Raw genomic sequence first — 24,352 nt, 5'->3', positions numbered from 1 at the left:
GCCTCGTGGAACCCACCCCGCTGATCGTCGAAGACCTGATGCTCCTGCTGCTAGACGACGAAACGGGCGCCATGTCCGGAGCAGGCACCATGCACTACTCCCTGGGCGGAGCCCTGCTGGTCGAACTGGCGCTGCGCGACCGAGTCAAGATCATCGAAGGCACCGAGGGCCTCGGCGGCCCGAAGGTCACCGCCACCGGCCCCCAAGACCTGGAAGACCCCCTCCTGCGCACCGCGCACGAGCAGATCGCCCAGCGCACCGGACGAGCCCAGTCGGTCCTGCTGGAGATCGGCGCAGGCCTGTACAAGCCCGTGATCAACCGCCTGATCGAGCGCGACCTGATCCGCACCGAGAACAAACGAGTCCTGGGCCTGTTCCGCACCACGCGCCTGCCCAGCAACGCCCCCGAGCACGAGGCGGACCTGCGCACCAAGATCCGCGCCACCCTGGAGGACGACCACCCCGCAGACACCCGAACGGGAGCCCTGATCGCCCTGCTCTCCGCAAGCGGCACCCTCCCCGCCCTGCGCCCACCCCTGACCTGGTCGTCCAAGGTCGCCCAACGCGCCAAGCACATCGAATCCGGCAACTGGGCAGCCTCAGCGGTAACCCTCGCAGTAGCCACCGCAACCGCAGGCGCGGTAGCCGCAGCAGCAGTGGCAACCGCCACCGCCGTAGCAGCAACCAGCTAACCCCCTCTCACCACCTCCATCCCCACTCCACCGATTCCACACCCGCAAACACCAGCCCACCGAGTTCCCCCAGCCACCTCCAGCACTCCGGCACCCCAGCACTCCGGCCCCCCGGCACCCCGGCACCCCGGCACCCCAAGGCCCGTACGGCCCCGACCCCACGGCCCGCACAGCGCACACAGCCCTTACGGCCTGGAAATCCCCGGCGGCGTGGGCAACCGCCGCAAGGTCTCCAGCACAAGATCAACCCCGGTAGGCCGCCGAGCACCCCTGCGCACCACCGCGGTGATCGTGCGCGTCACCGCAGGCACCAGCTCACGCCCGACCAACCGATACCGCTCGTCCACCGCCAGCGCAGGCAGCAACGCCACCGACAACCCGGCCTCCACGTGCTGGAGCGTCATCAGGTAGTTGCTGAACCGGCACGCCACCCGAGGCTCGAACCCGGCCTGACGGCACAACCGCGTCGTCAGGTTCGCCATGTAGGACCCCGGCACGTCCAGCGCCCACGGCTCATCCGCGAACGCCGCAAGATCCACCGGCCCTCGCCCACCCCGGTGCTGCGGCAGGACCAGCACCACCGGATCAACCGCCAGCACCACCACGTCCAGATCAGGCCCCAGCGGAACCTCCACGAAGTCCGCCGTCGTGATGACCAGATCAGCGTCCCCGACCCGCAACGCGCGCAGGCTCTCGTGCGGCTCCAGCTCCAGCAGCTCGACCTGCAGATGCGGGTGCGAACGCGCCAGCTGGAGCACAGCGGGCACCGCGAGCGTGTGGATCCCGCTCTGGAACGTGCCCACCCGCACGAGCCCGGCAGGTTCCCCACCGACCCCGAGCAGCTCGGCCTCCACGGTGTCCATGTGATCGAGGATCTCCCGCGCCCGACGCGCCAACAGCTGCCCCGCCGACGTCAACCGCACCCGCCGCCCGGTCCGCTCCAGCAACCGGGTGCGCGTCTCGGCCTCCAGCACCGACAACTGCTGGGACACCGTCGACGCGCTCAGCGAAGCCGCCTCAGCGACCGCGCGCACGGTGCCCAGGCTCTCCAGCTGGCTCAGCAACCGCAGCCGCCACGGATTCAGCACACCTCCATTCTTGTTCGGCCACACCGAACAGGACAGTCGAAATCATGAGATGGACCCGATGCTCACCCGGTCGTAGCTTCACGTCATGGCCACTGCGCACAGCGACTCGACGGACCCCGCCTTCTGGTCCGACGTGGACCGCCACCTGGTCCGCTACGGCGGGACGTTCACCCCGGAGATCATCAGCAGCGCAGAGGGCAGCTTCCTGCGCACCGAGAACGGCCGCCGCATCCTGGACTTCACGTCCGGCCAGATGAGCGCCATCCTCGGCCACTCCCACCCCGAGGTCGTCGAGACGGTGCGCCGACAGGTCGGCACGCTGGACCACCTGTTCAGCGGAATGCTCAGCCGACCGGTGGTCGACCTGGCCCGACGCCTCGCAGGCACCCTCCCGGACCCGCTGCAGAAGGTCCAACTTCTGACCACCGGCGCGGAGTCCAACGAGGCCGCCCTGCGCCTGGCCAAGCTCGCCACGGGCAAGCACGAGATCGTCTCGTTCGCCCGCTCGTGGCACGGCATGACCCAAGGCGCCGCAGGCGCCACCTACAGCGCGGGCCGCAAGGGCTACGGCCCCGCAGCACCCGGCAACTTCGCCCTTCCTTCCCCGAACACCTACCGCCCGGACTTCACCACCCCGGACGGCACTCTGGACTGGCGCCGCCAGCTGGACTTCGGCTTCGACCTGATCGACGCCCAGTCCACCGGCAGCCTCGCGGCCTGCCTGGTCGAACCGATCCTGTCGTCGGGCGGCGTCCTGGAACCCCCACCCGGCTACTTCGCCGCCCTCCAGGAGAAGTGCCGCGAACGCGGCATGCTCCTGATCCTGGACGAGGCCCAGACCGGCCTGTGCCGCACGGGCACCTGGTACGCGTTCGAGCGCGACGGGGTCGTCCCCGACATCCTGACGCTCTCCAAGACCCTGGGCGCAGGCCTACCGCTGGCCGCGGTGATCACCAGCGCCGAGATCGAGGAGCGCGCCCACGAACGCGGTTACCTGTTCTTCACCACCCACGTCTCCGACCCGCTGGTCGCGGCCGTGGGCAACACCGTGCTGGACGTGCTCGAACGCGACGACCTGGCCAACCGCGCGACCAAGCTCGGCGACCAGCTCCGCACCGGCCTCGACCGCCTCGCGGACGAGCACGAGGTGGTCGGCGACATCCGCGGCCGAGGCCTGCTGGTCGGCCTGGAACTGGTGGCCGACCGGAACACCAAGCAGGGCTCGGACGAACTGGGTGCCGCAGTCACCCGCCGCTGCCTGACACTGGGCCTGCACATGAACATCGTGCAGCTGCCCGGCATGGGCGGCGTCTTCCGGATGGCCCCGCCGCTCACCGCGACCGAGGACGAACTGGCCCTGGGCCTGGACATCCTGGACCAGGCGCTGACCGACGTGACCAAGGGCAAGTCCGCCTAACCCGCAGTCCTCCGCTAAGCAGGCCACGCGCTCCACCAGCCAACAGCACGGGGCTCACCCCAAGCAGAAGGCCACTAAGCACAAGGCCCGTCAACCGCCTCAACCAGACGCACCGGGTTCGGCCAACACACCGAGCCCGGTGCGCGACGAGCCCCGCCGACCCGACCGGCCGGGCTCACCCGCGTCCGCGCTCAGCGCGCCGCCCCGTGGAGAAGACCGACCCGACCGGACCTCCCAGGAGCGCGACGACCCGTTCACCGCACGAGCGAACCGGTCGGACAACCCCTACTCTCAACCGCACCCTCCCCTCTCCCAGCTCCGCGAACCCGTGGCGACGCCACGTCGTGGCACCAACAATACGGCGTCATCACCCCGTTGACAACCCCGATTGTCGTCACTACGATGACATCCATGGGAACCGGAGACTACGAGTCGATCCGCGACGCGGTCATCAGCGGTATCGAGGACGGCGACGCCACGCGGGTGTTGGACGCCCTGGTCAGCCTGCGTGAACTGCGCGAGGAGCTGGCTCAGTGGGAACCGGAGCTCATCGCCGCGGCGCGGGACGCGGGCATCAGCTGGGCGGAACTGGCCCTGGCGCTGGGTCTGGCCAGTCGCCAAGCAGCTGAGCGCCGCTACCTGCGCCTGCGGGAGGCCGGACCTGACTCGACGGCCGAGGGCCGGGTCCGAGCCGAACGGGACCGCCGCGCGTCCGAGCGCGCGGTGGCCAAGTGGGCGCGCACCAACTCGGTCGAACTGCGCGATCTGGCCAGCCAGGCCGGGCAGTTCGACATGGTGGTGCGGCACGCCCTCATCACCTACGACGACACCGCCGAGCTGCTTCCTCCCCTGCTGGCCGCACAAGAAGCGGTCCGCGACCAGGACCCGACCCTGGCCACGGAGATCCAGCGGATGGAAGAGCTCAGTGAGGAGGTGCGTCGGGAGGTGCAGGCAGCGCGCGACGCGAAGTCCTGACCACCGAGCCGAACGGGTCGAACCCGACGTGGTGACGAGGGCGCCCTCGTCACCACCCGAGTCCGACCGCCTCGGCGAGGACGGTCAGCCCTCCGGGAGCGCGCGAGAAGGGCGAGCCGAACAGCAGCGCGGAGCCGAGCCAGTGATCGCTGAACCCAGCCAGCGTGAACGCCCAGTCCGCGACAAGCACTCCCGGGAGTGCGCTGAACGGCCAGCCCTCGGAGGCGGGCTGCTATCGGGTGCACCCGATAGCAGCCCCTCACCAAGCTGCGGCGATGGCATAGTCTCGTTGCCCTGGAACCACGTTGAGCCCACCACCAACCACGGCGACGACCGGTTGTCGGCGGGGTCGAAGAACCAGGCCGGCCAACCACGCCTGTCGTCAGACGCAAGTCAGCATCACCATGAACAGGCGCAGATCAGTGGCAGACGACCGAACCCTGGTTGCCCACGCCCATCGCACGGCCGCTTTCCACAAGGGTGGGCATCGGATCGTGCTGTACGCGCAGCAAACCAGGCGTGCCCCCTTCCAACCTGATCCCCATCTCCTGCCAACCTCGACACCCCTCGGGCGCTGGCCCCGACACCTGGCCCGTCTGCCGAACGCCGACGACGTGGAACACGTACCGGAACCCGTGCCCCGACCTGCCTCGCCCAGACCGTGCTGGATCTGCGGTGGCTGCACGACCACGCCGCCTGCACGGGCAGGGCGAACACAGCTGGAACACCGGTCAGGGACCTCGCAACCCCGGTCCGGAACGGCCGGAGAGCGGGTCGGGCCGGTCAGTGCTGGGCGTCGTCCAGGTGCACGGTCACCTCGACCGGACCTTTGGCCGCTCGGCGGGCGGTCGCGTGGCCGGGTCGGTTGGCGCCGTCGAGCTCCAGCAACAGGTGGCCGCCGTCTCCGGTGAAGTTGCGCCACCACGACTTGCGGTCCGGCATCATCACCTTGATCACCACGGTGTCGCCGGTGCGGACGTAGCCGACCGGTGCGGTGAACGTGCGGCCGGAGCGGCGGCCCGTGTAGGTGACGATGGTGATGCGCTTGCGGACCGCGCCGCCCCAGCGGCGGGACGCGCGCAGGCGCAGGACCAGTTTGTTGAAGCCGGTCACGAAGCGCATCGGCAGACGATCTTGCTTGGTCACCCTGCCCCCAAAGGGAAATGGTTTCTTCCCGGTCGAAGGTAGCGCCGTTCACCGGGTGCGCCGGGGCGGTGGACCGAAGTGGGAGAAAGCGGTTGGCGGCGCTCTCAGTTGATCACCCCTAGGTACCTGGGCGCGTACCTGAGCGGAACCGGAGCTTGCCGCCCCTGGTGAGGGCGAGGACGCTCGGGTGCGGTGACGCCGTTCACATGCGTGACCGGCAGCGGACAAATCTGTTCACATGCTTGATCGGGGAACATTCTTCACACTCTCCCGGGGATCGTTTGTTGATCAAACGCAGGGGCGGTGAACTGGCCGTTCGATTCGTTCGAGTTTTTTCGACTCCCGCGTTCGACCGAAAGTCCCTTATTGACCGGTTCCGAACAGCCTCCTAACATCCGGCAGCACAGCGGGTTCCCACCCCAAGACTTGAGGAAGTGCCTGGGAGGCAACGTGTTCGCCCTGCCCACCACTGCCGCGAACCAGTCAGCACGGCCCGTCGGGAGGTTTTCCCACGAGCGCAGGTCCGGTTTATCGCGGAGGTGGGAGGAAATGCGCTGGAACACGGGGTGCGCATTCGCGCTCTCCGTCGCCGACGGTTGTGGAACGAGGTCGTGATGGGTGTGCAGGTGAATCCGGCGGGGGCCGGGCGGGCGCGTGGGGCGCGCACCGCCGGGGTCGCTGCCGCGGCCACGGTGGTGACGCTCGCGGGCGGGTTGCTGCTCTGGCCGTCCGCTCAACCCGCGAGCGCGGCGGTGGGCGCGGGGACTTACACCGTGACCAACGGTGGCAGCGGGCTGTGCCTCGGCTCGCCCGGTGCGGCGGCGGACGCGCAGTTGCAGTTGCAGGCGTGCACCGGCGCTGACAGCCAGAAGTGGGCGTTGACGGCGGTCAGCGGCGGGTTCCGGATCACCTCCGTGGCCACCGGGCTGTGCGTCGGGGTGGCCGGGTCGGCGACGAGCGCGGGCAAGGCGATCCAGCAGCAGTCGTGCTCCGGCGCGGCCGGGCAGGTGTGGTCGTTCACCGAGAGCGGCTCGAACCACCGGGTGGTCAACCCGAACGCGGACAAGTGCATGAACACCAAGGACAACGCCACGACGGCGGGCGCCGCAGTGCAGACGAACTCGTGCGACAGCGCGGCCTCCAAGCAGTGGGGGTTCACCCCTGCCGGTGGCGGGCAGCCGACGACCACCACCACCGGTGGCGGCAGCACGACCACGACCACCAAGCCGCCGGTGACGACCACGACGCCGCCGCCGAGCGGTTCGGCGATCTACGCCTCACCCAGCGGCAGCGACGGCGCGGCGGGCACCGAGGCCGCGCCGACGACGCTCACCTCGGCGATCTCGCGCGTCGCGTCCGGTGGGACGATCTACCTGCGCGGTGGCACGTACCGGTTCTCCAGCACGGTGGCGATCCCGCAGGGCCGCAACGGCACGGCGAGCAAGCGCACCCAGCTGTTCGCCTACTCGGGTGAGACCCCGGTGCTGAACTTCTCGGCGCAGAGCGAGGACCCGGCCAACCGGGGGCTGGCGCTGAACGCGTCGTACTGGCACGTGCGCGGCATCGTCGTGGAGCGCGCCGGTGACAACGGGATCTTCATCAGCGGCAGCAACAACGTCGTCGAGCGCACCGTGACCCGGTTCAACCGGGACAGCGGCTTGCAGCTGTCGCGGGAGCTGTCCAGCACGCCGAAGGACCAGTGGCCGTCGAACAACCTGATCCTCAGCTCCGAGTCGCACGACAACGCCGACTCGGACGGCGAGGACGCCGACGGGTTCGCCGCGAAGCTCACCTCGGGGCCGGGCAACGTGTTCCGCTACACCGTCTCCCACAACAACATCGATGACGGGTGGGACCTGTACACCAAGACCGACACCGGTCCCATCGGCGCGGTGACGATCGAGGACTCGCTGGCGTACGGCAACGGCACGCTGAGCGACGGCTCGCAGGCGGGCAACGGCGACCGCAACGGCTTCAAGCTGGGCGGTGAGGACATCGCGGTGAACCACGTGGTCCAGCGGACCATCGCCTACGACAACGGCAAGCACGGCTTCACCTACAACCGCAACCTCGGCAAGATCACCATGTCGAACAACGTGGGCATCGACAGCACCGAGCGGAACTTCAACTTCGACGGTGGCACGTCGGTGTTCCGCAACAACGTGTCCTGCTACAGCAGCGGTGGCAGCAAGGACCGGACGGTCGGCGACGCGGACTCGTCCAACCAGTTCTGGTCGGGCTCGAACGGCTCGAAGTGCTCCGCCTACTCCGGCAAGCTGACCTGGTCGTTCGCCTCGGACGGGCGGCTGGTCGTGAGCTTCGGCGGCAAGGTGGTCAACCCGTAGTCACGACGTCCACGAGGCCGGTGCGGGGTTCCCGCACCGGCCTCGTGGTCCGTTTTCCCCCGCGCCGAGGTTCACCCCGTCGTGGGTTTCACTCCGCCATGAGCGGCTCGGCCAGCTTCGCGCCGTCCGCCCGCCCCACGAAGCAGTGGACGACGCGGTTGGAGGAGCGGTGCCCGTTCTCCACGCGCATCCGCCACGCCTCCTCGGTGGGCACGAGCACCCAGTAGCGCAGCACTTTCACCTTGTCCTCGCCCTTGACCTCTGAGGACTGGAACACGCTGGTGCACTTCGTGCCGCCGATCCTGGTCAGCTCCGCCAGCGACGGGTAGGGCTCGTCCTCCTGGGGCTTCTTGCTCGCCAGGAAGCTCTCCATCACCTGGACGTCGTGCTCGCCGTAGCAGCCGACCCGGTTCTCCGACTCGATCTCGGGGGCGCCCTTCGCGGGCAGCCAGCCGTTCAGGCACTCCTTCGAGGAGAGCGGAAGCCAGTCGGACTCGATGTCGCCGCCCGCGCCGAGGGTGAGCACCGGTTGCATCGCGGGTGACGAGGCCGGACCTACCAGGTCCAGGTCGTCGAGGTTCAGTTCGATCATGGGCTTGAAGACGGTGACGTAGAGCAGTGCCACGGCGCCCAGCGCGAAGAGGGTAGTCAGGGTCGCCGAGACCGCTAAGCCCTTGCGCCGCCTGCGCTCGACGTCCTGGAGGAGCGACGGGCCTGCGGTCGACGCCGCGCGGAGGTTCTGCGGACCGGGAACAGCTGACCCTTGGGCGGGCGAGACCGATCGGGATGCCGGTTCCCCCGGTTGGCCACCCCGCGACGTGGGGCGGGTTCCAGTGGCTGAGCCGCCCCGACCGTCCAGCGCGCCGGGCAGGGGCGCGGTCGGGCTCACGGGTGGCACTCGGACGGTCGCCGGGTCGACCGCCTCCCCCGCAGCCTGTTCGGCCAGCGCCACGGCGCGCTCGGTGGTCAGGCGGCGGTCCGGGTCGGGGTCGAGCAGGCCGTTGACCAGGTCGGCCAGCGGGCCGGGTGGCAGTTCGGGGCGCGGGCGCTCGTTGAGCACCGCCAGCAGGGTCGCCGAGGTGGTCTCGCGCTCGAACGCGCCCCTGCCCTGGGTGGCGTAGAACAGGGTCGCGCCCAGCGCCCACAGGTCCCAAGCCGGGGAGGCGGGGGCGCCGGAGAGCCGTTCCGGGGACATGTAGGCGGGTGAGCCGATCAGCGAACCGGTCGCGGTGAGCCTCGGGTCGTCGAACGACTGGGCGATGCCGAAGTCGGTGAGCTTCGCCGAGCCCTTGGCGGGCACCATCACGTTGCCCGGCTTGACGTCCCGGTGCACGACCCCGGACTCGTGGGCCGCGCCCAGCGCGGCGAGCAGCTGCCCGGCGAGCACCGCCGCCGCTCGCGGGGGCAGCGGACCGCCGCGCTCGACCAGGTCGTCGAGCGTCGGGGCCTTGATCAGCTCCATGACGACGTAGGTCTGGTCGTCCTCGGTGATCAGGTCGTGGACGGTGACCACGGCGGGGTCGGACAGCCTGCTGGCGATCCTGGCCTCACGCAGCACCCGCTCCCGGTAGACCGCGCGCTCGGCTTCCGGCACGCCTGCGGGCAGCAGCAGCTCCTTGACCGCCACGTCCCGTCCGAGCACCGCGTCCTGCCCGAGCCACACGACCCCCATGCCGCCACGCCCCAGCTCGCGGATCAGCCGATAGCGCCCAGCACCCACCTCACGCATGGTCCGGGAGTCTCGCAGTCGGGTCCGACAGTGCAGCGCCGGGTGAGTTTCCCCAGCTCAGACAGGTCCGGTTGGGGCATGACGACCGGGCTGGCCGCCCGAACGAGTGAACTCCAAACAGACCCTCCACCAAGGCCGTTTTTCGTCGCAAAACCCGGCCTAGATGTCTACTATTTTAGACATCGACCACCGAGAGCCGAGCGCGTGCGGATCAAGCCCCCGTCGGGTGGGGCCAACGTTCACACGCCGGGAAGCACCACAGGAGAGGAGTCACCAGGGCAAACTGAGCATTTTAGGCAGGCTTCACCCTATCGGGTAGGCCACTTCGTTTTAAGCGTGAGGCAGCTCACCACTCGATGAGCCAAACGGGTGAGTGCCTCACCATCGGGTCATGCGTTTGAGTCGTCTGTCCGCGGTGGCGGGCATCGCCGCCGCGGTGGTGGGTGCGACCGCAGTCGTCATCACCACCGCAGCCGCTGCGGGTGGAGGTGTTGCCACAGCGGGGCCCGGCCCTTGCGTCGGTGCCGCGTGTCCGAGTCCGTACCCCCAGGTGGGCCCGAAGCAGTCGTCGGGCTTCGCCGGGCGGGACGAGGCGATCAACGTCTTCGTCGGCCGGTCGTTCACCGCGACCGGGTACGCGGCGGAGGCCGAGGGTCGTCTGGTCGTCGGTGGGGACTTCACGCTCAGCAAGACGGGCGGGGAGCTCGGGTACGACGTGGGCGCGGTGGGGCTCGGCTCGCAGGTGCCGCCACCAGCCGGGGCGGACTTCCTGACCGTGGGCGGGAGCCTGGGCATCGCGCAGGACAACACCCTGCGCACGCAGGACAACGGAGTGGTCCGGTACGCGGGCGCGCGGACCGGAGCGGGAGCCGTCGAACCAGCGCCCGTGCACGACAGCGGCGCTTTCACGCCTTACAGCGGGATCAGCGCCGGGCTGCGCGACACGAGCACGTGCTATGCGGCGAAGCCCTCGAACGGGACGGTGACCCAGGACGAGCTGTCGACCTTGTTCACCGGTGACGGTCACTCGGCGCTGCAGGTGTTCACCGTGCCGGGGAGCATCGCCGCGCCGGACGGGGGGATGCAGGGGATCGGATTCGCGGACATCCCGGACGGCGCGACCATCCTGATCAACATGGTCGGGACGGCTCCGCACGTCACGACCTGGTCGGGGTCGCCGAACGGGCGTGATCAGATCGACCAGTACGGCCAGCGGATGCTGTGGAACTTCCCGAACGCGGACAGCGTGGCGCTGGACGGGGAGTCGGAGTTCCAGGGCAGCGTGCTGGTGCCGAACGCGGACAGCACGACCCTGGTGACCGTGCCGGGGTTGAGCGGGCGGTTCTTCACGGCCGGGTCCGCAGTGCACGGGAGCAGCAGCGTGGGGTCGGGCAACGAGTTCCACGCGTACCCGTTCACGGGCACGGTGGCGGGGTGCGAGCCCGCTGCGCCCAGCACGACGACGACAGCGGTCACGACGACCGAGGCGGCGACGAGCACCACGACGGCGCCTGTTGTCGGGACGAGCACGACGGACGTGGTCACGACGACCACGACCACGGGTGAGACGACCACGACCGGAACGACGACCAGCACGACGACAGGCACGGCGCCGAGTGCGCCGGGCGGTGAGGAGAGTGCGCCGACCAGCACGACCGAGGTAGTCGGGACAACGACGGGCGTGCCGCAGTCGACGACGTCCCCGGTGTCGAGCACGACCGCGCCGCAGGCGACCACTACGGCTCCGGTGGTGACGACGGATCCGGTGGCGACGACGAGCGCGATCGCGCCGCCGCCGACCGCTCCGGCACCGGCACCCGTGCCTGCGCCGACCACGACCACCAGCGCGCCGACGACGGTGACCACCACGCCGCCTGCGGGGCCGGTCGTGACGACCACCGTGGTGGCACCGACCAGCGCAACCGGTGCCGTGCCGACCAGCACGTCCAACCCCGTGGGGTTGACCAGCACCGGAGTGGCTCCCACGACCACCGTTGGGGTGCCGACCACCACGGTCGGGGCTCCTACTACGACGAGCGCGGGGGTTCCGATCACCACGACCAGTCGCAGGCCGCTGGCTGGGCGACCGGTGCCGAGTCGGCCTGCCCTGGGCGTGCCGACGACGACGCTGGGGAGCACTACGAGCACGACCCCGCCGGGCACGACCTCGCCGGGCACGGGTGGACCGGTGACCACGACGTCGGAGTACTTCGTGACCGCGCCTGGGCTTCCCGAGGAGGACATTTGGGTGCCGGGTGCGCCTGAGCAGTCCGAGGACGTTCCGGAGCGGGACGCGCCTGGGCAGGGCGTTCCCGGAGCGGCTGATCCGACGAGCACGACTTGGAGCACGACCGGGATCTGGAGCACGAGCACGGTCTGGAGCACTACTGAGACCGGGGCGGCGGGTGCTGATGGGCCGGGTGGGGTGGTTCCGGGTGGGAGTGGTGGGGCGCGGGCGGTTGTGGGTGGGCTTGGGGCTGCTGGCGGGGTCGGTGGATTGGCGCAGACCGGGGCTCCGCTGCCCTTGTTCCTGTGCTTGGGCGTGCTGGTGATGATCGGGGGCTTGGCGCTGGTGGCGATCTCCCGCACGCGTCGTGGGTGATGCGGTGGCGATTGGGGACTGAGCGGGTCGTGGGGGCGCCACGACCCGAGTCGGGCGGGGTGGGTGCTGGTGCCGGGGTCAGGCGCTCTTGTCTCGCAGGGCCAGCACGGTGTTCCAGTTGCGCGCGGTCGCGACGCGGAGGTTCAGCTTCTTCGCCAGGTAGGTGTGGGTGAGCTTGCTGTTGCGGACGCCTTCCGGAGACCACTGGTAGATCACGCGCTCGCCTGCGGCGAAGCGGTCGGGCAGGTGGGTGGTCGGGTCGATCGCGGCGAACAGGTCCGGGTCCACCGGGCCGGACAGGAACGTCACCAGGAAGCGGGACGGGTCCTGTTCGGCTTCCGGTAGCGGGTTGGCCGTGATCAGGGCCGTCAGGTCGTCGTGGGTGACGACCACGCAGCCGATGTCCAGGCCTAGGCGGTCCTTGATGGACTGTTCGACCTCGGTCGTCAGGGTTTCGTTCGAGGCGGTGGTGGACGCCGGGGTGAAGACCGCGTTGCCGCTGTTGAGGTGGGTCGAGACCGCGGTGTGGCCCAGGTCGGCGAGCAGGGCGCGCAGGTCCGCCATGGGGACCTTGTTCTTGCCGCCCACGTTGATCCCGCGCAGGAGCAGGACTCGGGCGCTCACGCGGGCAATCCCGTGAGGTGCTGCGGGGTGACGGCGGGCGGGGTGGGCATCCGGGCTCCGGTTCTGCTGGGTGGCGGTTTCGTCGGGGGATGGTTTCACCGGGTGGTGGTTTCGCTGGGTGGCCGTTCGTCGTGGTTACTACCAGAGTCTGCGGTCCTGTGAAGGGGATCGGGGGACTTGGAGCGGGACGTTGGGAACACGAGTGGGAGCGCCAGGCGGTGGGAGTGCGGAGGGGTGAGGTTCTTCCCCCTTCTTGGCGATCTGGTTCGGAAAGCGGTTCACCGGAGTCGGGGCTAGCCTGAAAAACCCCGACTGACCTGCGGTTTCGTTTCATGGTGAATGGATCTTCGGTGTTGGCGCGGGGTTTTGGCGGTGCGGGCTCCGGGCCGTGCGGGCACGGGGCGCTGCGGACGTGGGACCTCGTGGACACGGGCGCAGGTTGTGCGACGTGGACGTAGGTCGTGCGGCGCCGGGGAGCGTGGACATCCGGGGGCGTGCCGCCGCTTTGCACGTCCAGGATCAGGCTTTGCACGTCCAGGACCAGGAAAGGTGATGATGACGACCGCGCTCTTGCCTCCGTCCGCTCCCGGTGGGTTGCCGCTGCTGGGACACCTGCCCGCGTTGGCCAGGGACCCGCTCGGGTTCTTCCTCGGGTTGCGCGCGCACGGGCCCGTGGTGCGGATCGGGCTCGGGACTCGGGTCGCCTACGTGCTGACCACGTCCGAGCTGGTGCGCCGGGTGTACGTGTCCGAGCAGCACCGGTTCGACAAGGGCGGGGCGCTGATCGAGAAGGTGCGGGACTACGCGGGCAACGGGTTGGCCACCTGTCCGGCCGCTGAGCACGCGGTGCAGCGGCCTCTCATGCAGCCGGCGTTCCAGCGGGACCGGTTGGTCGGGTACGGGTCGGTGGTGCGGGACGCGATCGAGGAGGTCACCGGGGAGTGGACGCCCGGTCGGGTGGTCGATCTGACCGTGGAGATGCACCGGTTGACCACGTTGGTGACCTCGCGGACGTTGGTGACCGCTGATCGGGGGGTGCCTGCGGCCGGGCGGATCGCCGAGGGGCTGCCGGACATCACCAGGGGGATGTACTGGCGGATGCTGGTGCCGGGGAAGGTGTTCCCGCGCATCCCGCTCCAGGTGAACCGGCGGTTCGACGAGCAGACCGCGCGCACCCGTGCCGCCGTGGACGCGGTGGTCGAGCAGTACCGGGCCGATCCCACCGATCGGGGGGACCTGCTGTCGGCGGTGCTGGCCGCGTGCGAGGAGGACCCCGATCCGCGGCAGGCGGTGTACGACCAGGTGATCACGCTGCTGACCGCCGGGGTGGAGACGGCGGCGTCCGCGATGACGTGGACGTTGCGGGCCCTGGACAGCGCGCCCGAGGTGCGGGACCGGGTGGTGGCGGAGGCCGTGGGGGTGCTGGGCGGGCGGGTGCCCGCGCACGCCGACCTGGCCGCGCTCGGGCACGCGCAGCGGGCGGTCACCGAGGCGTTGCGGTTGTGGCCGCCGGTGTGGCTGGTGAGCCGGTGCGCCACCGAGGACGTGGACTGGGCGGAGGGGCGGGTGCCTGCGGGGGCCGACGTGTTCTTCAGCCCGTACGCGCTGCACCGGGACGCGGCGGTGTTCCCCGAGCCCGAGGTGTTCGATCCGGGGCGGTGGGCGGGTGAGCGGGTCACGGCGGCGCAGCGCGGGGGGTTCTTCGGGTTCGGCGCGGGGCGGCGCAAGTGCATCGGGGACGCGTTGGCGGTGAACGAGGTGACCGCTGTGGTGGCGGCGGTGTTGAGCCGGTTCCGGTTGGTCCACCTGGAACCGGGGGTGACGAGCACGACCGCCCGGATGTTGTTGATGCCGCCTGCGACGTGGGTGCGGGTGGAGCGTCAGTGAGGTTCGGGTGGGAGACGCGGGGGTGCGAGGTGCCGGGGACGCGGGGGTGCGGGGTGCCTGGGGCGCGCGGGTCGGGCGGGTGAGGCGCGGGAGTGCGAGGTGACGGGGCGTGGGAACGCGGGCTTGCAGGCGCGTGGGAGTGCGGGCTGCCGGGTGACGGTGCGGTGAAGGTGTTGGACGGAGTGGGGCGTCGGTGAGGCTCGACCTGTGGGACGCGCGGGGCTGCGGGTTGGTGGACGACGGGGTTGTGGGGTTGTTGGAGGGAGTGGGGCCTGCGGTCGGTGGGCCTGCCGGGCCGGGTGGGGCGGTGACCTACCTGGTGGGGGCGCCGGAGTACGAGCCTTATCGGTCCGCCCGGTTGCCCCGGCCCGCCGGTGGGTTGGCGGCGGCGCGGCGGGTGTTGGAGGTGTTCCGGTCCGACGAGCTGCGGGAGTGCGCGGTGGCCAGTCCGCTGGCCGAGGTGGCGCGTGGGGTGGCGTCGGCGGTGGCCGGGGTGCGGGACGGGGGTGGGGCCGCTGCTCGGGGGTTGGCGTTGGCGGCTTCGGTCGTGCCGCGCAAGGGGGGTGAGGTCGGGCGGTTGTGGGAGGAGTACCGGCGGCGGGTTCCCGGCGCCACCGAGCCGGGGATGGCGGTGCGGGATCTGTGGGGCAGCGCGTACGCGTGGCAGTTCATCCGCGCGGACGGGCGGGTGTTGGACGTGTGCGGGTCGTTGTTGGCGTTGACGTCGGCGGTGGACTACTGCGGTGCGCCCGATGATCCGGGGGCGGGGGCGCGGTGGGCTTACGCGGCGGTGGCCAGTGAGGGGTTGGAGTTGTTGTCGGGGCCTGCGGTGGCGCGGGCGGTGTTGGACGTGGCTGCGGTGGGCGGGTTGATGGCGCTCAAGGACGGGTTGCCTGCGGCAGGGGGTTGGGGAGCGGGTGGGGCTTGGGACGGCGGTTCGGGAGCGGGTGGGTGGGGGGTGGGTCGCGGAGGGTTGCACGGCTCGGGGATGGGCGGTCGAGGGGGTGGCGGCTCCGGGGCGGTCAGCCGGGGAGTGGGCGGCGCGGGGGCAGGTGGCCTGCGGGCAAGCGGCCTGGGGGTGAGCGGCCTGGGGGCTGGCGGGCTACGGGCAGGCAGCCTGGGGGCTAGCCGGTCCGGGGCGGGGTGCCTGGACGTGGTGGCGGTGGATCCGGCCGGGTACGCGTTGGCTCGGGCGTGGGACGGGGCGGTTGCACCGTACCTGCGGTTGCCGCTCGGGACCGGGGCGTACCGACGGTTGGCGGGGGCCGAAGGGGAGTTCCGGGGGTTCTCCCGGTGTCGGGCGATCCGGCGGGCCGTGGAGAACATCGTGCGCTACAACGACATCTCCGACGCGGTGACCGATTTCGCGCACGGGGAGAGCTTCAACGAGGTGAACCTCGCGCTGGCGGTGCGCGGGGCGTCCGCGATCACCGGGTTCGGGGCGGCGTTGGCCGAGTTGACCGACGCGGCGCTGGAGTGCGGGTGCGGGGAGGACGGGCACGAGGAGGCCGCCGAGATCTCCATGGGGGCGGCGCTGTGGTACCTGCTGATGCCGCGCTACCTGGTGGGGGCGCAGTTCGCGGCATTCCGGGCGGCGGGGGGCGAGGTGGCGCGGGCGTACCGGGTTCCGGCTCCTCGGGAGCGGGTGGCCGGATGCTCGGTCGTGGGCGCGGAGGTGCTGTTCGACGCCTGCTGGGGGCCGCTGTGGGAGGCGCGGGCGGACTCGGTGGAGCTGCGGGCGGCGCGGGTGGCGCGGCGGGCGGTGCTGCCGGGGGTGGACGGGGCGCGGTGCGCGGCGCGGGCTCGGGACGTGGTGGCGCGGTGCGGGGAGGGGGAGCCCGCCGACTTGCGGGAGGTCGGCTGGCCGGGGGTGTTCGACGCGGCGGTGGACGCGGCCGGGGCGCCTGCCTCGCCGGTGCTGCGGGAGTTGGTCGCGGTGGTGTGGCGGCAGGTGGTGCTGGGGGAAGAGGTCGTCGGGGACGCCCGGCTGCTGGTGGACGTGGACGTCGCGGTCAGGGACAGCTACGCGGCGCCCGGTGGGCTCGTGGCGCGCAGGGCGTTCTTCGGGGTGGTGAGCGGGGCGGTGGAGCTGGCGGGGCTCAACCCGTACGGCAGGCTCGTCGACGGGCTGGCCGCGCTGTGCCGGTGAGCGTTGAGGCGCGCACGTCGGGAGAGCGCTCCCACTCGGGTAGCACTGGACCGGCACGAGAGCACCCCCAGGTGGGAGCGCTCTCGTGCGGGGTCAGTCGCGCTTGCCGAAGCGGAACTTCCACGGCATGACCGCGGACTCCAGCTGGACCTTCAGCGTCATCTTCGACGCGCCCTCGACCCGCTCCTCGAAGGTGATCGGCACCTCGGCGATGCGCTTGCCCGCCTGGACGACCCGGTGGTTCATCTCGACCTGGAACGAGTAGCCGTTGCTGCGGATCGTGCCGAGGTCGACGGCGCGCAGGGCGTCCGCCTTCCACGCCTTGAACCCGGCGGTCGCGTCGCGCACGCCGAGCTTGAGGATCGCGTTGACGTACGTGTTGGCCCACGCGGACAGCAGCCTGCGGTGCCAGGCCCACTCGCTGGCCGCCGACCCGCCCGGCACGTACCGGGAGCCGAGCACCACGGCGGCGTCGGTGGTGGTCAGGGTCTCGACCATGGTCGGGATGACCTCGGAGGGGTGGGACAGGTCGGCGTCCATCTGGACCACGATGTCCGCGCCCTCGTCCAGGGCGCGCGTCATGCCCGCGACGTAGGCCCGGCCGAGGCCGTCCTTCTCGGTGCGGTGCAGCACGCCCACCACGCCGGGGTGCTCGCGCGTCAGGGCGTCGGCGACGTCACCGGTGCCGTCCGGGGAGCTGTCGTCGACGACGAGCACGCGCAGGTCCTCGACGGGCAGCGCGAGCAGCTCGGCGACGAGCACGGGCAGGTTCTCCCGCTCGTTGTAGGTCGGCACGACCACGACGACCTTGGGGGGACTGTTCTCCATCGGGGGTTCCTCAGCAGCACCGGCGGGCAGCGAAACGCTGTTACTCACGGTGACCGTAGCGCATGGGCGGTCCGCCCGCCGCCCGTTCGCGCCAGGCGCTCCCCCTGACCGGCCGAACCCGGCTCGACGCCGGTCAGGCCGGGCCGAGGAGCCGGTCGGCCAGCTCGCGCAGGTGGCCGCGCACCCGCTCGCCGCTCCAGCCCCTCTGGTCGACCAAGTGCTCGACCAGGTCGATCCTGGTCGCGGAGAGCAGCACGTGCGCGGTCCAGTCGGCCCGGTCGGCGCCGACGAGCTCGGCGGCCAGCTCGGCGAGCAGGGTGTGCGCGGTGCGGTAGTTGGCGGAGTCGAACAGGCTGGTGCTCTCCGGTTCGGGGCCCAGGCTCTCCAGGACGAGCGCGATGCGGCGGTTGTCCAGCTTGACCGAGACGATCGCGTCCAGGACGGCCACGACGCGCTCGCGGGCGGGCAGGCCGGGGCCCAGGGGCGGCGGTCCGCTGGTGATGGCCTCGTAGAGCGCGCCGAACCGGGTGGCGTAGACCGCGCGGACCAGGCCCGCGCGGTCGCCGAACCGGCGGAACAGGGTGCCCTTGCCGACGCCCGCCGCCGCCGCGATGTCGTCCATGGTGACGGCGAGCGGGTCGGTGGCGGTCTCGAACAGGGCGCTCGCGGCGTCGAGGATGGCCCGCCGGTTGCGGGCGGCGTCGGCGCGTTCCCTCGCGGCCACGGTGGTTCTCCCGTCCTGGTCCGGACTCGGCGCTGAATCGGGGTCCGCACCGATCCTAGGGGTTCGGCGGACCCGGTCCGGCCGGTTCAGCGGTCGGTGTCCCGCCGGGCGGCGGCGCGGGCGGTCGCGAAGTCCCGGAAGGAGCGGGGGTCCCGGCCGGTGACCGCGCGCACGGCGTCGGTGGTGCGGTCCTCGGCGCCCGCCGCGATGGCGGTGTCGCCCTGGGCGAGGAGGGCGGCGAACTCGGCGGGGATGCCCGCTTCCGCGTAGTGGCGCTGGAACTCGGCGGCGGTGACGGGGGTGTGCGTGATCTCGCGGCCGAGGACGTCGGTGAGGATGGCCGCGATCTGCCGGTACGACAGGCTTTCCGGGCCGGTCAGGACCAGGTCGGTGTTGAGCGGTTCGGGGCGCAGCAGGGCTTCGACGGCGACGCGGGCGATGTCCTCGGCGTCGATGAACGCGACCTTGCCGTCACCGGTGGCGGTGGTGATGGTGGAGCGCTCGCGGACGCTCTGGGCGTGCAGGTGGTCGTCGGTGAGGTTCTGCATGAACCAGCTGGGGCGCAGCACGGCCCACTCGTCGAACAGCTCGGGGAGCGCGGGGTGCACGCTGCCCGCCGCCGGTCCGCCGGGCGGGAGCATGGCGGCGCTGAGCAGCACGGCCCTGCGCACGCCGGATTCCCTGGCCCGCTCGAGGAACGGGAGCATGACGGCCTGCGGTTCGGGGTCGCCCGCGGGCGGGACGAGGTAGACGGCGTCGGCGCCGTCGAGCGCGGCGGCGTGGGTTCGCGGGTCGTGCCAGTCGAAGGCGGGGGTCGCGGAGCGGGTCGCGGCCGTGGCGGTGGCGCCGCGCGCGAGGAGTCCGGCGACGACGTGGCGGCCGGTGTTGCCGTTGGCGCCGGTGACGAGGACGTGGGGCGTGTCGGTGGCGGTCATGCGCGCTCCATGAGGTAAGCGGACTGTCGGTCCACATCGACGTTACGGACTGGTGGTCCGCTTGGCAAGGCGGTGCTCCGGCCGGGCCGCTCCCCCGCGCCGCGCGGCAGTGCGAGAACCCGAACCAGCGCACCGCTCCCCCGCGCCGCGACTCGCCCTCCCCCGGCCCACGCGCACTACGCTGGCCCGCCGACGTGCCGGAGGAACCGGGGGGACCACGTGGGCGTCAAGGACCTGATCACCGTCGGCGGACTGGCGCTGCTGGACTCGCTGAACATCACCCTGTTCCTGGTCACCCTGCACCTGCTGCTGGCGCACCGCAGGCCGCTGTCGCGGGTGCTCGTGCTGCTGGGCGTGTTCTTCGCGGTGTACGCGGCGGTGGGGATCGCGGTCGTGGCGGGCGCGGGGGTGGTGCTGGGCGCGATCGGCGAGCGCGGCGTCGACCACGTGCAACTGGTCGCCGGGATCGCGCTGCTGCTGTACGGGGTGCTCGCGGAGGTGGACCGGCCGCCGCGCGACGACGAGGCCTCCGCCGGGCGCGGGCACCTGGGGGTGGCCGGGCTCGCGCTGGTGGTGGCGGCGGTGGAGGTCTCGACGGCGCTGCCGTACCTGGCCGCGCTGGCGACGATCGGCCGCGCGGACCTCCCCCTCGTGGCGGGGTCCGCGCTGGTGGCGGTGTACTGCCTGGTGGTGGTCGCGCCGTGCCTGGTCGTCGCGCTCGTCCACCGGGCGCGGCGGGAGCGGGTGCGCGAGCGGTTCTCCGGGCTGGTCACCAGGTTGCGCTCGGGGGACGGCGGTCGGCGCGGGCTGTTGCTGCTGTGCATCGTCGCCGGGTTCTACGTCGCCGGGGACGCCTTGGCGCGCTTGGAGTTCTTCGGTCTGGTCGACCTGACCGACGAGCAGTTGCGGCAGATCAGGGGCGGGTGACCTGGGCCGCGCGGAAGCGGCCGTCGCGGTGGGCCGCGCGCAGCAGCAGGAACGTCGGCCCTGCGCACACCAGCAGGGCGAGCAGGCCGGCCTCCGGGCCGAACACGCCGCCGGTGATCGCGGACGGGCCGGACAGGGTGGTGGCGAGCAGGCCGTCGGGCGGGGTGTCCGAGCCGGAGAGCGCCACCCCGAAGATGCCAGCGTGCGTGAAGTTCCAGGCGAAGTGCAGGCCGATCGGCAGCCACAGCGAGCGGGTCGCCAGGTACGCGGCGGCGGTCATCGTGCCGCCGGTCAGCGCGATCGAGAGCGCGCCCCACAGCGTGGCGTTGGCGTTGACCAGGTGCGTCAGGCCGAACAGCGCCGAGGACGCCGCGATCGCGACGACCGTGCCCGCGCGCTCCTCCAGCACGCGGAGCACCACGCCCCGGAACAGCACCTCCTCGATCACCGCCACCCCCGACGTCGCCCCCGCCGAGGCGAGGAACCCGCCGAACGAGCCCCACGCCAGTGCGTCGACCCCGCCGAGCACCGCGACCAGCAGCATCAGCGCGGTGAACAGGGCCGCGCCGAGCAGCGCGCCCCGGCCGAGCAGCCGCCACCGGCCGTCCGGGGCCGCCTCGGGGACCTCGTCGCGCAGCTCGACGTACCGGGAAAGCCTGCGGTAGCAAGCGACGCAGGCCGCGGCGAGCGCGAGGCCGACCGGCAGGGCGAGCACCGGGACGGGCGCGACGAGCCGGTTGGCCCCGGTGACGGCGGCCAGGACCGCGAACAGTGCCACCAGCAGGACCGGCACCCGGAAGGACCGCAGCCTCGCCCGGTTCGCGGGGACCTCGGTCGGTGGCGTGCTGTCCGGGTTTCCCTTGCTGCGCATGGTTTCCGCGTTCCTCTCGACGGCTCTTCGGCTTCGTCGAGAGGCTGGGGAAACCGGGTTCGCCGCCGCGTCCCCCTGGGCAGGACAATCGCGTGTCCCCCGCGCGGGGGACACCGGTCAGCCGCGCTGGAGCTCGCGCTGCTGCTCCAGCATGAGCCTGCGGGTGATCCGCCGGACCGCCGAGCGCACCTCGTCGTCGACGGTGTCCGGGTCGCGCCGGGCGGTCCAGTCCGCGAGCTGGTCCAGCAGCCAGGCGGTCCACGCCTCGATCAGGGCGGTCACGGTCGTGGACGCGGCCGGGGTGAGAGCGAGGTGGCCGTCGGCGGTGCGGGTGAGGTGGCCCTCGGCGGCGAGGGCGTCGTAGAACGAGGTGAGGACGCCGTGCGGCAGGCCGACCTGGTCCTCGACGTCGGACTGGCGGGTGCGCTCGCCGAGCAGCTCGGCGCGCAGGTGGATGCCCAGCAGCGCCCACGCGGCGGGCAGCTCCAGCGGTAGGCCGGAGCGGGCGAGCACCTGGCGGGGCATGTCCGGGTTGTGGCCCGCCACCCGGCCGATCAGGTTCTCCAGCTGGGTGTCGGCGTGCTGGTCGGTGGGCATGGCGAAGCCCTCGCCCGCGCCCTTCGCGGCCTCGCGGGCGGTGCCCCGGATCGCCACCTGGGGCAGCAGGAACGCCACCAGCAGGCCGAGGAGCGCGATCGGGACGGCGGCAAGGAAGACGGTGTGCAGCGCGTCGGCGTAGGCGGTGGTGATCGGTTGCCTGGTCGCCTCGGGCAGGGCGTGCAGCGCTTCCGGGGTGGTGATCGCGGCGGGTGGCACGCCGGTCTGGACCAGTGCGGGCGGCAGGGTCTCGGCGAGGCGGTTGGCGTAGACGGTGCCCATGATCGAGGCGCCGAAGGAGCTGCCGAGCGAGCGGAAGAAGGTGACGCCGGAGGTGGCGGAGCCGAGGTCGCGGTAGTCGGCGGTGTTCTGCACGACGATCGTGAGCACCTGCATGACCAGGCCGATCCCCGCGCCCAGCACGAACATGGCCAGCGATTGGGCGGCGATCGAGGACTTCGGGTCCAGTGTGGACAGCAGGTACATGCCGACGCCGGTGACGGCCGCGCCCGCGATGGGGAACGGGCGGTAGCGGCCGGTGGCGCCGACGACCTGGCCGGACAGCAGCGCGGTGATCAGCAGGCCGAGCACCATGGGCAGGGTGCGCAGGCCGGACGAGGTGGCGGACGCGCCGCTGACGTACTGGAGGTACGAGGGCAGGAACGTGAGCGCGCCCATCATGGCGAAGCCGACGATGAAGCTGAGCAGCGAGGCGACCGCGAACACCTTGCCCCGGAACAACCTCATCGGCAGGATCGGCTCGGGGACGCGGTTCTCCACCACGACGAACAGGGCCAGCGCGACGGCGGAACCGGCGAACAGGCCGATGATCGTGGTCGAGCCCCACGGGTACTCGGTGCCGCCCCAGGTGGTGGCGAGCGTGAGACCGCTGGCGCCCAGCGCGATCAGGGCGGCGCCCCAGTAGTCGATCCTGGGTTTGCCGCGCTCGCCCGCGCCGGGGATGGCCTTGGCGGCGAGCGCGATGACGGCGAGGGCGAGCGGGACGTTGACGTAGAACGCCCAGCGCCAGGACAGGTGGTCGGTGAACAGGCCGCCGAGCAGCGGGCCGACCACGGTCGTCACGCCGAACACCGCGCCGAGCGCGCCCTGGTACTTGCCGCGCGCGCGCAGCGGGATGACGTCGGCGATGAGGGCGGTGGCGGTGACCGCGATCCCGCCGCCGCCGATGCCCTGCAGCGCCCGCATCGCGATGAGGCCGCCCATGGTGTCGGCGGCGCCGCAGAAGAAGGAGCCGACGATGAAGACCACGACGCTGACCTGGAACACGGCCTTGCGGCCGAACAGGTCGCCGAACTTGCCCGCCAGCACGGACGCGACGGTCTCGGCGAGGATGTAGGAGGTGACCACCCAGCTCATGTGCCCGGCGCCGCCGACCTCGCCGACGATGGTGGGCAGCGCGGTCGCGACGATGGTCTGGTCGAGGGCGGCGAGGAGCATCCCGAGGGCGATCACGCCGAAGATGACGTTGGTGCGGGCCTGGGACAGGCTGGGCGGGGCGGCGGTGTGCCCGTCGTCCTGCGCGGCGCGGGGGGCGGGGAGTCCGGGTTCCGTGACGCTCATCTGGGGCTTCCTCCGCGCGCGGGCGACGTTGGCTCAAGCCTTGGTGGGTCCCGGAGGGACGGTAGGCGCGGGTTCCCGACCTCGCATCCGGGCGGCGGTGCACCTCACCGGGGCGGGTGACAGGCTGGGCACGGTGAGCGAACTTCGTCTCCCGTTCGGGCACTGCTCTTCACCGACGGAGTGGATGATTTGCGGGTGACACGTACTGGGGGATGTCTTGTGGTCACGGCTGCGCTTCTGCTCACCGCGTGCGGTCCGGGTTCGGAGGAGGTTGGCCCCTCGCCATCCGCCTCGCCCGAGGGGCCGGTGTACGCGTTCGGGACGGCGGACCGGTTCGGGGTGGCGGTGGGGAAGACCGTGCTGCGCGCCGAGGGGCCGTACGACGGCGGGCCGATCGCGTGGACGCTGGACGGCAGGCACGCGTTCGCCACGACGGGTGGCCGGGTGACCGTGGTCAGCGCGCGGGAGGGCGCGGGCAAGACCGTGGAGTGCCGGTGCGAGCGAGCGGTGCCGCTGGGGCAGCACGGGATCGCCTGGGTGACCGGCGACGAGCTGCGGGTCCTGGACCCGGACTCCTCGGCGGAGACGGCGGTCCCGCTGCCCCCGGAGCTGCGCGGCCGGTCGGGGACGGATCGCCTGCTGGCCGGGTCGGAGGAGCTGGTCTACGGCTACCGCGCGGGCGAGACCCCGGTGCTGTACGCCCTGGACGGCGCGGGGGCCTACCGCGAGCTGCCCGCGCCGGGTGGTGAGGTGCTGTCGGTGCGGCCGGGGCCCGCGTGGCTGACCGCGGCGGTGGTGGTGCGCGAGGCGGGTGCGACGCCTGCGGGGTGCGGGGACGAGCACGTGGCGATGTTGACCACGACGGTGGGCGAGCTGGCGGAGGTGGCCGTCGACTCCCCTGGGCCGCACGTGGTTCGGGACGTGTGGTGGGACGGCGCGGAGCTGGAGGCGTCGATCGGGCCGGGCAGGTGCGAGGGGGACGGGTTGGAGCTGCGGTCCGCCGAGGCCGCGCTGCACTCGGTGCGGGACGGGCGGTGGGAGGCGATGACCGTGGCCGGTGGTGGGGGTTTGCTGGTGCGGCGGGACTTCTCGGACGACGGGGCGGTCGCGCTGGGGCACGCGGGTGAGCTGCTGCACGTGGAGGGGCGGGTGCGGGAGGTGGTGTTCTTCGACGTGGAGCGGCTGGAGCTGGCGCCGCGGTGACCTGGATGCGGTGGGCGGCGGTTCCCCCGCCG

19 protein-coding genes are annotated in these 24,352 nt (G+C 71.8%); 9 read left to right on the top strand and 10 right to left on the bottom strand.

Annotation, left to right across the window (positions count from 1 at the left end):
• Window positions 1–5 precede the first annotated feature (5 nt).
• On the top strand, window positions 6–692 hold the full coding sequence (locus LV78_RS22845) for a GOLPH3/VPS74 family protein (RefSeq protein ID WP_253847651.1): 687 nt from the start codon (window positions 6–8) through the stop codon (window positions 690–692).
• Between the two features lie 185 nt (window positions 693–877).
• Here LV78_RS22845 and LV78_RS22840 read toward each other — a convergent pair whose 3' ends face one another.
• Window positions 878–1,780: a LysR family transcriptional regulator gene (locus LV78_RS22840; protein WP_253847650.1), complete on the bottom strand. Its 903-nt coding sequence runs from the start codon at window positions 1,778–1,780 to the stop codon at window positions 878–880.
• 85 nt (window positions 1,781–1,865) lie between these two features.
• On the opposite strand from LV78_RS22840, the gene LV78_RS22835 reads away from it, so the two are divergent.
• Window positions 1,866–3,197 carry an aspartate aminotransferase family protein gene (locus LV78_RS22835; RefSeq protein ID WP_253847649.1) on the top strand — a complete coding sequence of 444 codons (1,332 nt, stop codon included), beginning with the start codon at window positions 1,866–1,868 and terminating at the stop codon, window positions 3,195–3,197.
• Between the two features lie 411 nt (window positions 3,198–3,608).
• Window positions 3,609–4,172 (top strand): hypothetical protein, encoded by a 564-nt coding sequence (locus LV78_RS22830; protein WP_253847648.1) that lies wholly within the window; start codon window positions 3,609–3,611, stop codon window positions 4,170–4,172.
• 49 nt (window positions 4,173–4,221) lie between these two features.
• Here the strand turns inward: LV78_RS22830 and LV78_RS22825 are convergent, their stop codons facing one another.
• Both LV78_RS22825 and LV78_RS22820 read right to left on the bottom strand, forming a co-directional pair.
• Window positions 4,222–4,362, bottom strand: a complete 141-nt coding sequence (locus LV78_RS22825; RefSeq protein ID WP_253847647.1) for a hypothetical protein — start codon at window positions 4,360–4,362, stop codon at window positions 4,222–4,224.
• Between the two features lie 593 nt (window positions 4,363–4,955).
• Entirely contained in the window at window positions 4,956–5,294 is a 339-nt protein-coding gene (locus LV78_RS22820) for a nitroreductase/quinone reductase family protein (RefSeq protein WP_253847646.1), read from the bottom strand.
• 638 nt (window positions 5,295–5,932) lie between these two features.
• Between LV78_RS22820 and LV78_RS22815 the strand changes: the two genes are divergently transcribed.
• Window positions 5,933–7,663 carry an RICIN domain-containing protein gene (locus LV78_RS22815; RefSeq protein ID WP_253847645.1) on the top strand — a complete coding sequence of 577 codons (1,731 nt, stop codon included), beginning with the start codon at window positions 5,933–5,935 and terminating at the stop codon, window positions 7,661–7,663.
• An 88-nt stretch (window positions 7,664–7,751) separates the two neighbouring features.
• On the opposite strand, the gene LV78_RS22810 is transcribed toward LV78_RS22815, so the two are convergent.
• On the bottom strand, window positions 7,752–9,383 hold the full coding sequence (locus LV78_RS22810; RefSeq protein ID WP_253847644.1) for a serine/threonine-protein kinase: 1,632 nt from the start codon (window positions 9,381–9,383) through the stop codon (window positions 7,752–7,754).
• A gap of 400 nt (window positions 9,384–9,783) precedes the next feature.
• Between LV78_RS22810 and LV78_RS42065 the strand changes: the two genes are divergently transcribed.
• On the top strand, window positions 9,784–11,994 hold the full coding sequence (locus LV78_RS42065; RefSeq protein ID WP_372494984.1) for a choice-of-anchor A family protein: 2,211 nt from the start codon (window positions 9,784–9,786) through the stop codon (window positions 11,992–11,994).
• 78 nt (window positions 11,995–12,072) lie between these two features.
• Here LV78_RS42065 and LV78_RS22800 read toward each other — a convergent pair whose 3' ends face one another.
• Window positions 12,073–12,618, bottom strand: coding sequence for a DUF1697 domain-containing protein (locus LV78_RS22800; RefSeq protein ID WP_253847642.1), 546 nt, complete (start codon window positions 12,616–12,618; stop codon window positions 12,073–12,075).
• Between the two features lie 555 nt (window positions 12,619–13,173).
• Between LV78_RS22800 and LV78_RS22795 the strand changes: the two genes are divergently transcribed.
• Both LV78_RS22795 and LV78_RS40940 read left to right on the top strand, forming a co-directional pair.
• Window positions 13,174–14,505 carry a cytochrome P450 gene (locus LV78_RS22795; RefSeq protein ID WP_253847641.1) on the top strand — a complete coding sequence of 444 codons (1,332 nt, stop codon included), beginning with the start codon at window positions 13,174–13,176 and terminating at the stop codon, window positions 14,503–14,505.
• Window positions 14,506–14,698: 193 nt separating this feature from the next.
• Window positions 14,699–16,654, top strand: a complete 1,956-nt coding sequence (locus LV78_RS40940; protein WP_301307115.1) for a hypothetical protein — start codon at window positions 14,699–14,701, stop codon at window positions 16,652–16,654.
• Window positions 16,655–16,747: 93 nt separating this feature from the next.
• On the opposite strand, the gene LV78_RS22780 is transcribed toward LV78_RS40940, so the two are convergent.
• From LV78_RS22780 to LV78_RS22770, 3 genes are all read right to left on the bottom strand, one after another.
• Window positions 16,748–17,482, bottom strand: a complete 735-nt coding sequence (locus LV78_RS22780; RefSeq protein ID WP_253847638.1) for a polyprenol monophosphomannose synthase — start codon at window positions 17,480–17,482, stop codon at window positions 16,748–16,750.
• 133 nt (window positions 17,483–17,615) lie between these two features.
• Entirely contained in the window at window positions 17,616–18,206 is a 591-nt protein-coding gene (locus LV78_RS22775; RefSeq protein ID WP_253847637.1) for a TetR/AcrR family transcriptional regulator, read from the bottom strand.
• Window positions 18,207–18,292: 86 nt separating this feature from the next.
• Window positions 18,293–19,141 carry an NmrA family NAD(P)-binding protein gene (locus tag LV78_RS22770; RefSeq protein WP_253847636.1) on the bottom strand — a complete coding sequence of 283 codons (849 nt, stop codon included), beginning with the start codon at window positions 19,139–19,141 and terminating at the stop codon, window positions 18,293–18,295.
• Window positions 19,142–19,360: 219 nt separating this feature from the next.
• Between LV78_RS22770 and LV78_RS22765 the strand changes: the two genes are divergently transcribed.
• A complete protein-coding gene (locus LV78_RS22765) occupies window positions 19,361–20,068 on the top strand; it encodes a GAP family protein (protein ID WP_253847635.1) in 708 nt (235 codons plus the stop codon).
• Here the strand turns inward: LV78_RS22765 and LV78_RS22760 are convergent.
• Complete coding sequence (locus tag LV78_RS22760) at window positions 20,055–20,939, bottom strand: CPBP family intramembrane glutamic endopeptidase (RefSeq protein WP_253847634.1); 885 nt, start codon at window positions 20,937–20,939, stop codon at window positions 20,055–20,057. The genes LV78_RS22765 and LV78_RS22760 overlap by 14 nt on opposite strands.
• Before the next feature lie 117 nt (window positions 20,940–21,056).
• Complete coding sequence (locus LV78_RS22755; protein WP_253847633.1) at window positions 21,057–23,117, bottom strand: MDR family MFS transporter; 2,061 nt, start codon at window positions 23,115–23,117, stop codon at window positions 21,057–21,059.
• Window positions 23,118–23,423: 306 nt separating this feature from the next.
• Here LV78_RS22755 and LV78_RS22750 point away from each other — a divergent pair, with 306 nt between their 5' ends.
• Window positions 23,424–24,320, top strand: a complete 897-nt coding sequence (locus tag LV78_RS22750; protein ID WP_253847632.1) for a hypothetical protein — start codon at window positions 23,424–23,426, stop codon at window positions 24,318–24,320.
• The last annotated feature ends 32 nt before the right edge of the window (window positions 24,321–24,352 follow it).

This window comes from Actinosynnema pretiosum (assembly GCF_024171695.1).
GTDB classification, from domain to species: domain Bacteria; phylum Actinomycetota; class Actinomycetes; order Mycobacteriales; family Pseudonocardiaceae; genus Actinosynnema; species Actinosynnema pretiosum.
This window is presented reverse-complemented; position numbering and strand designations above follow the sequence as displayed.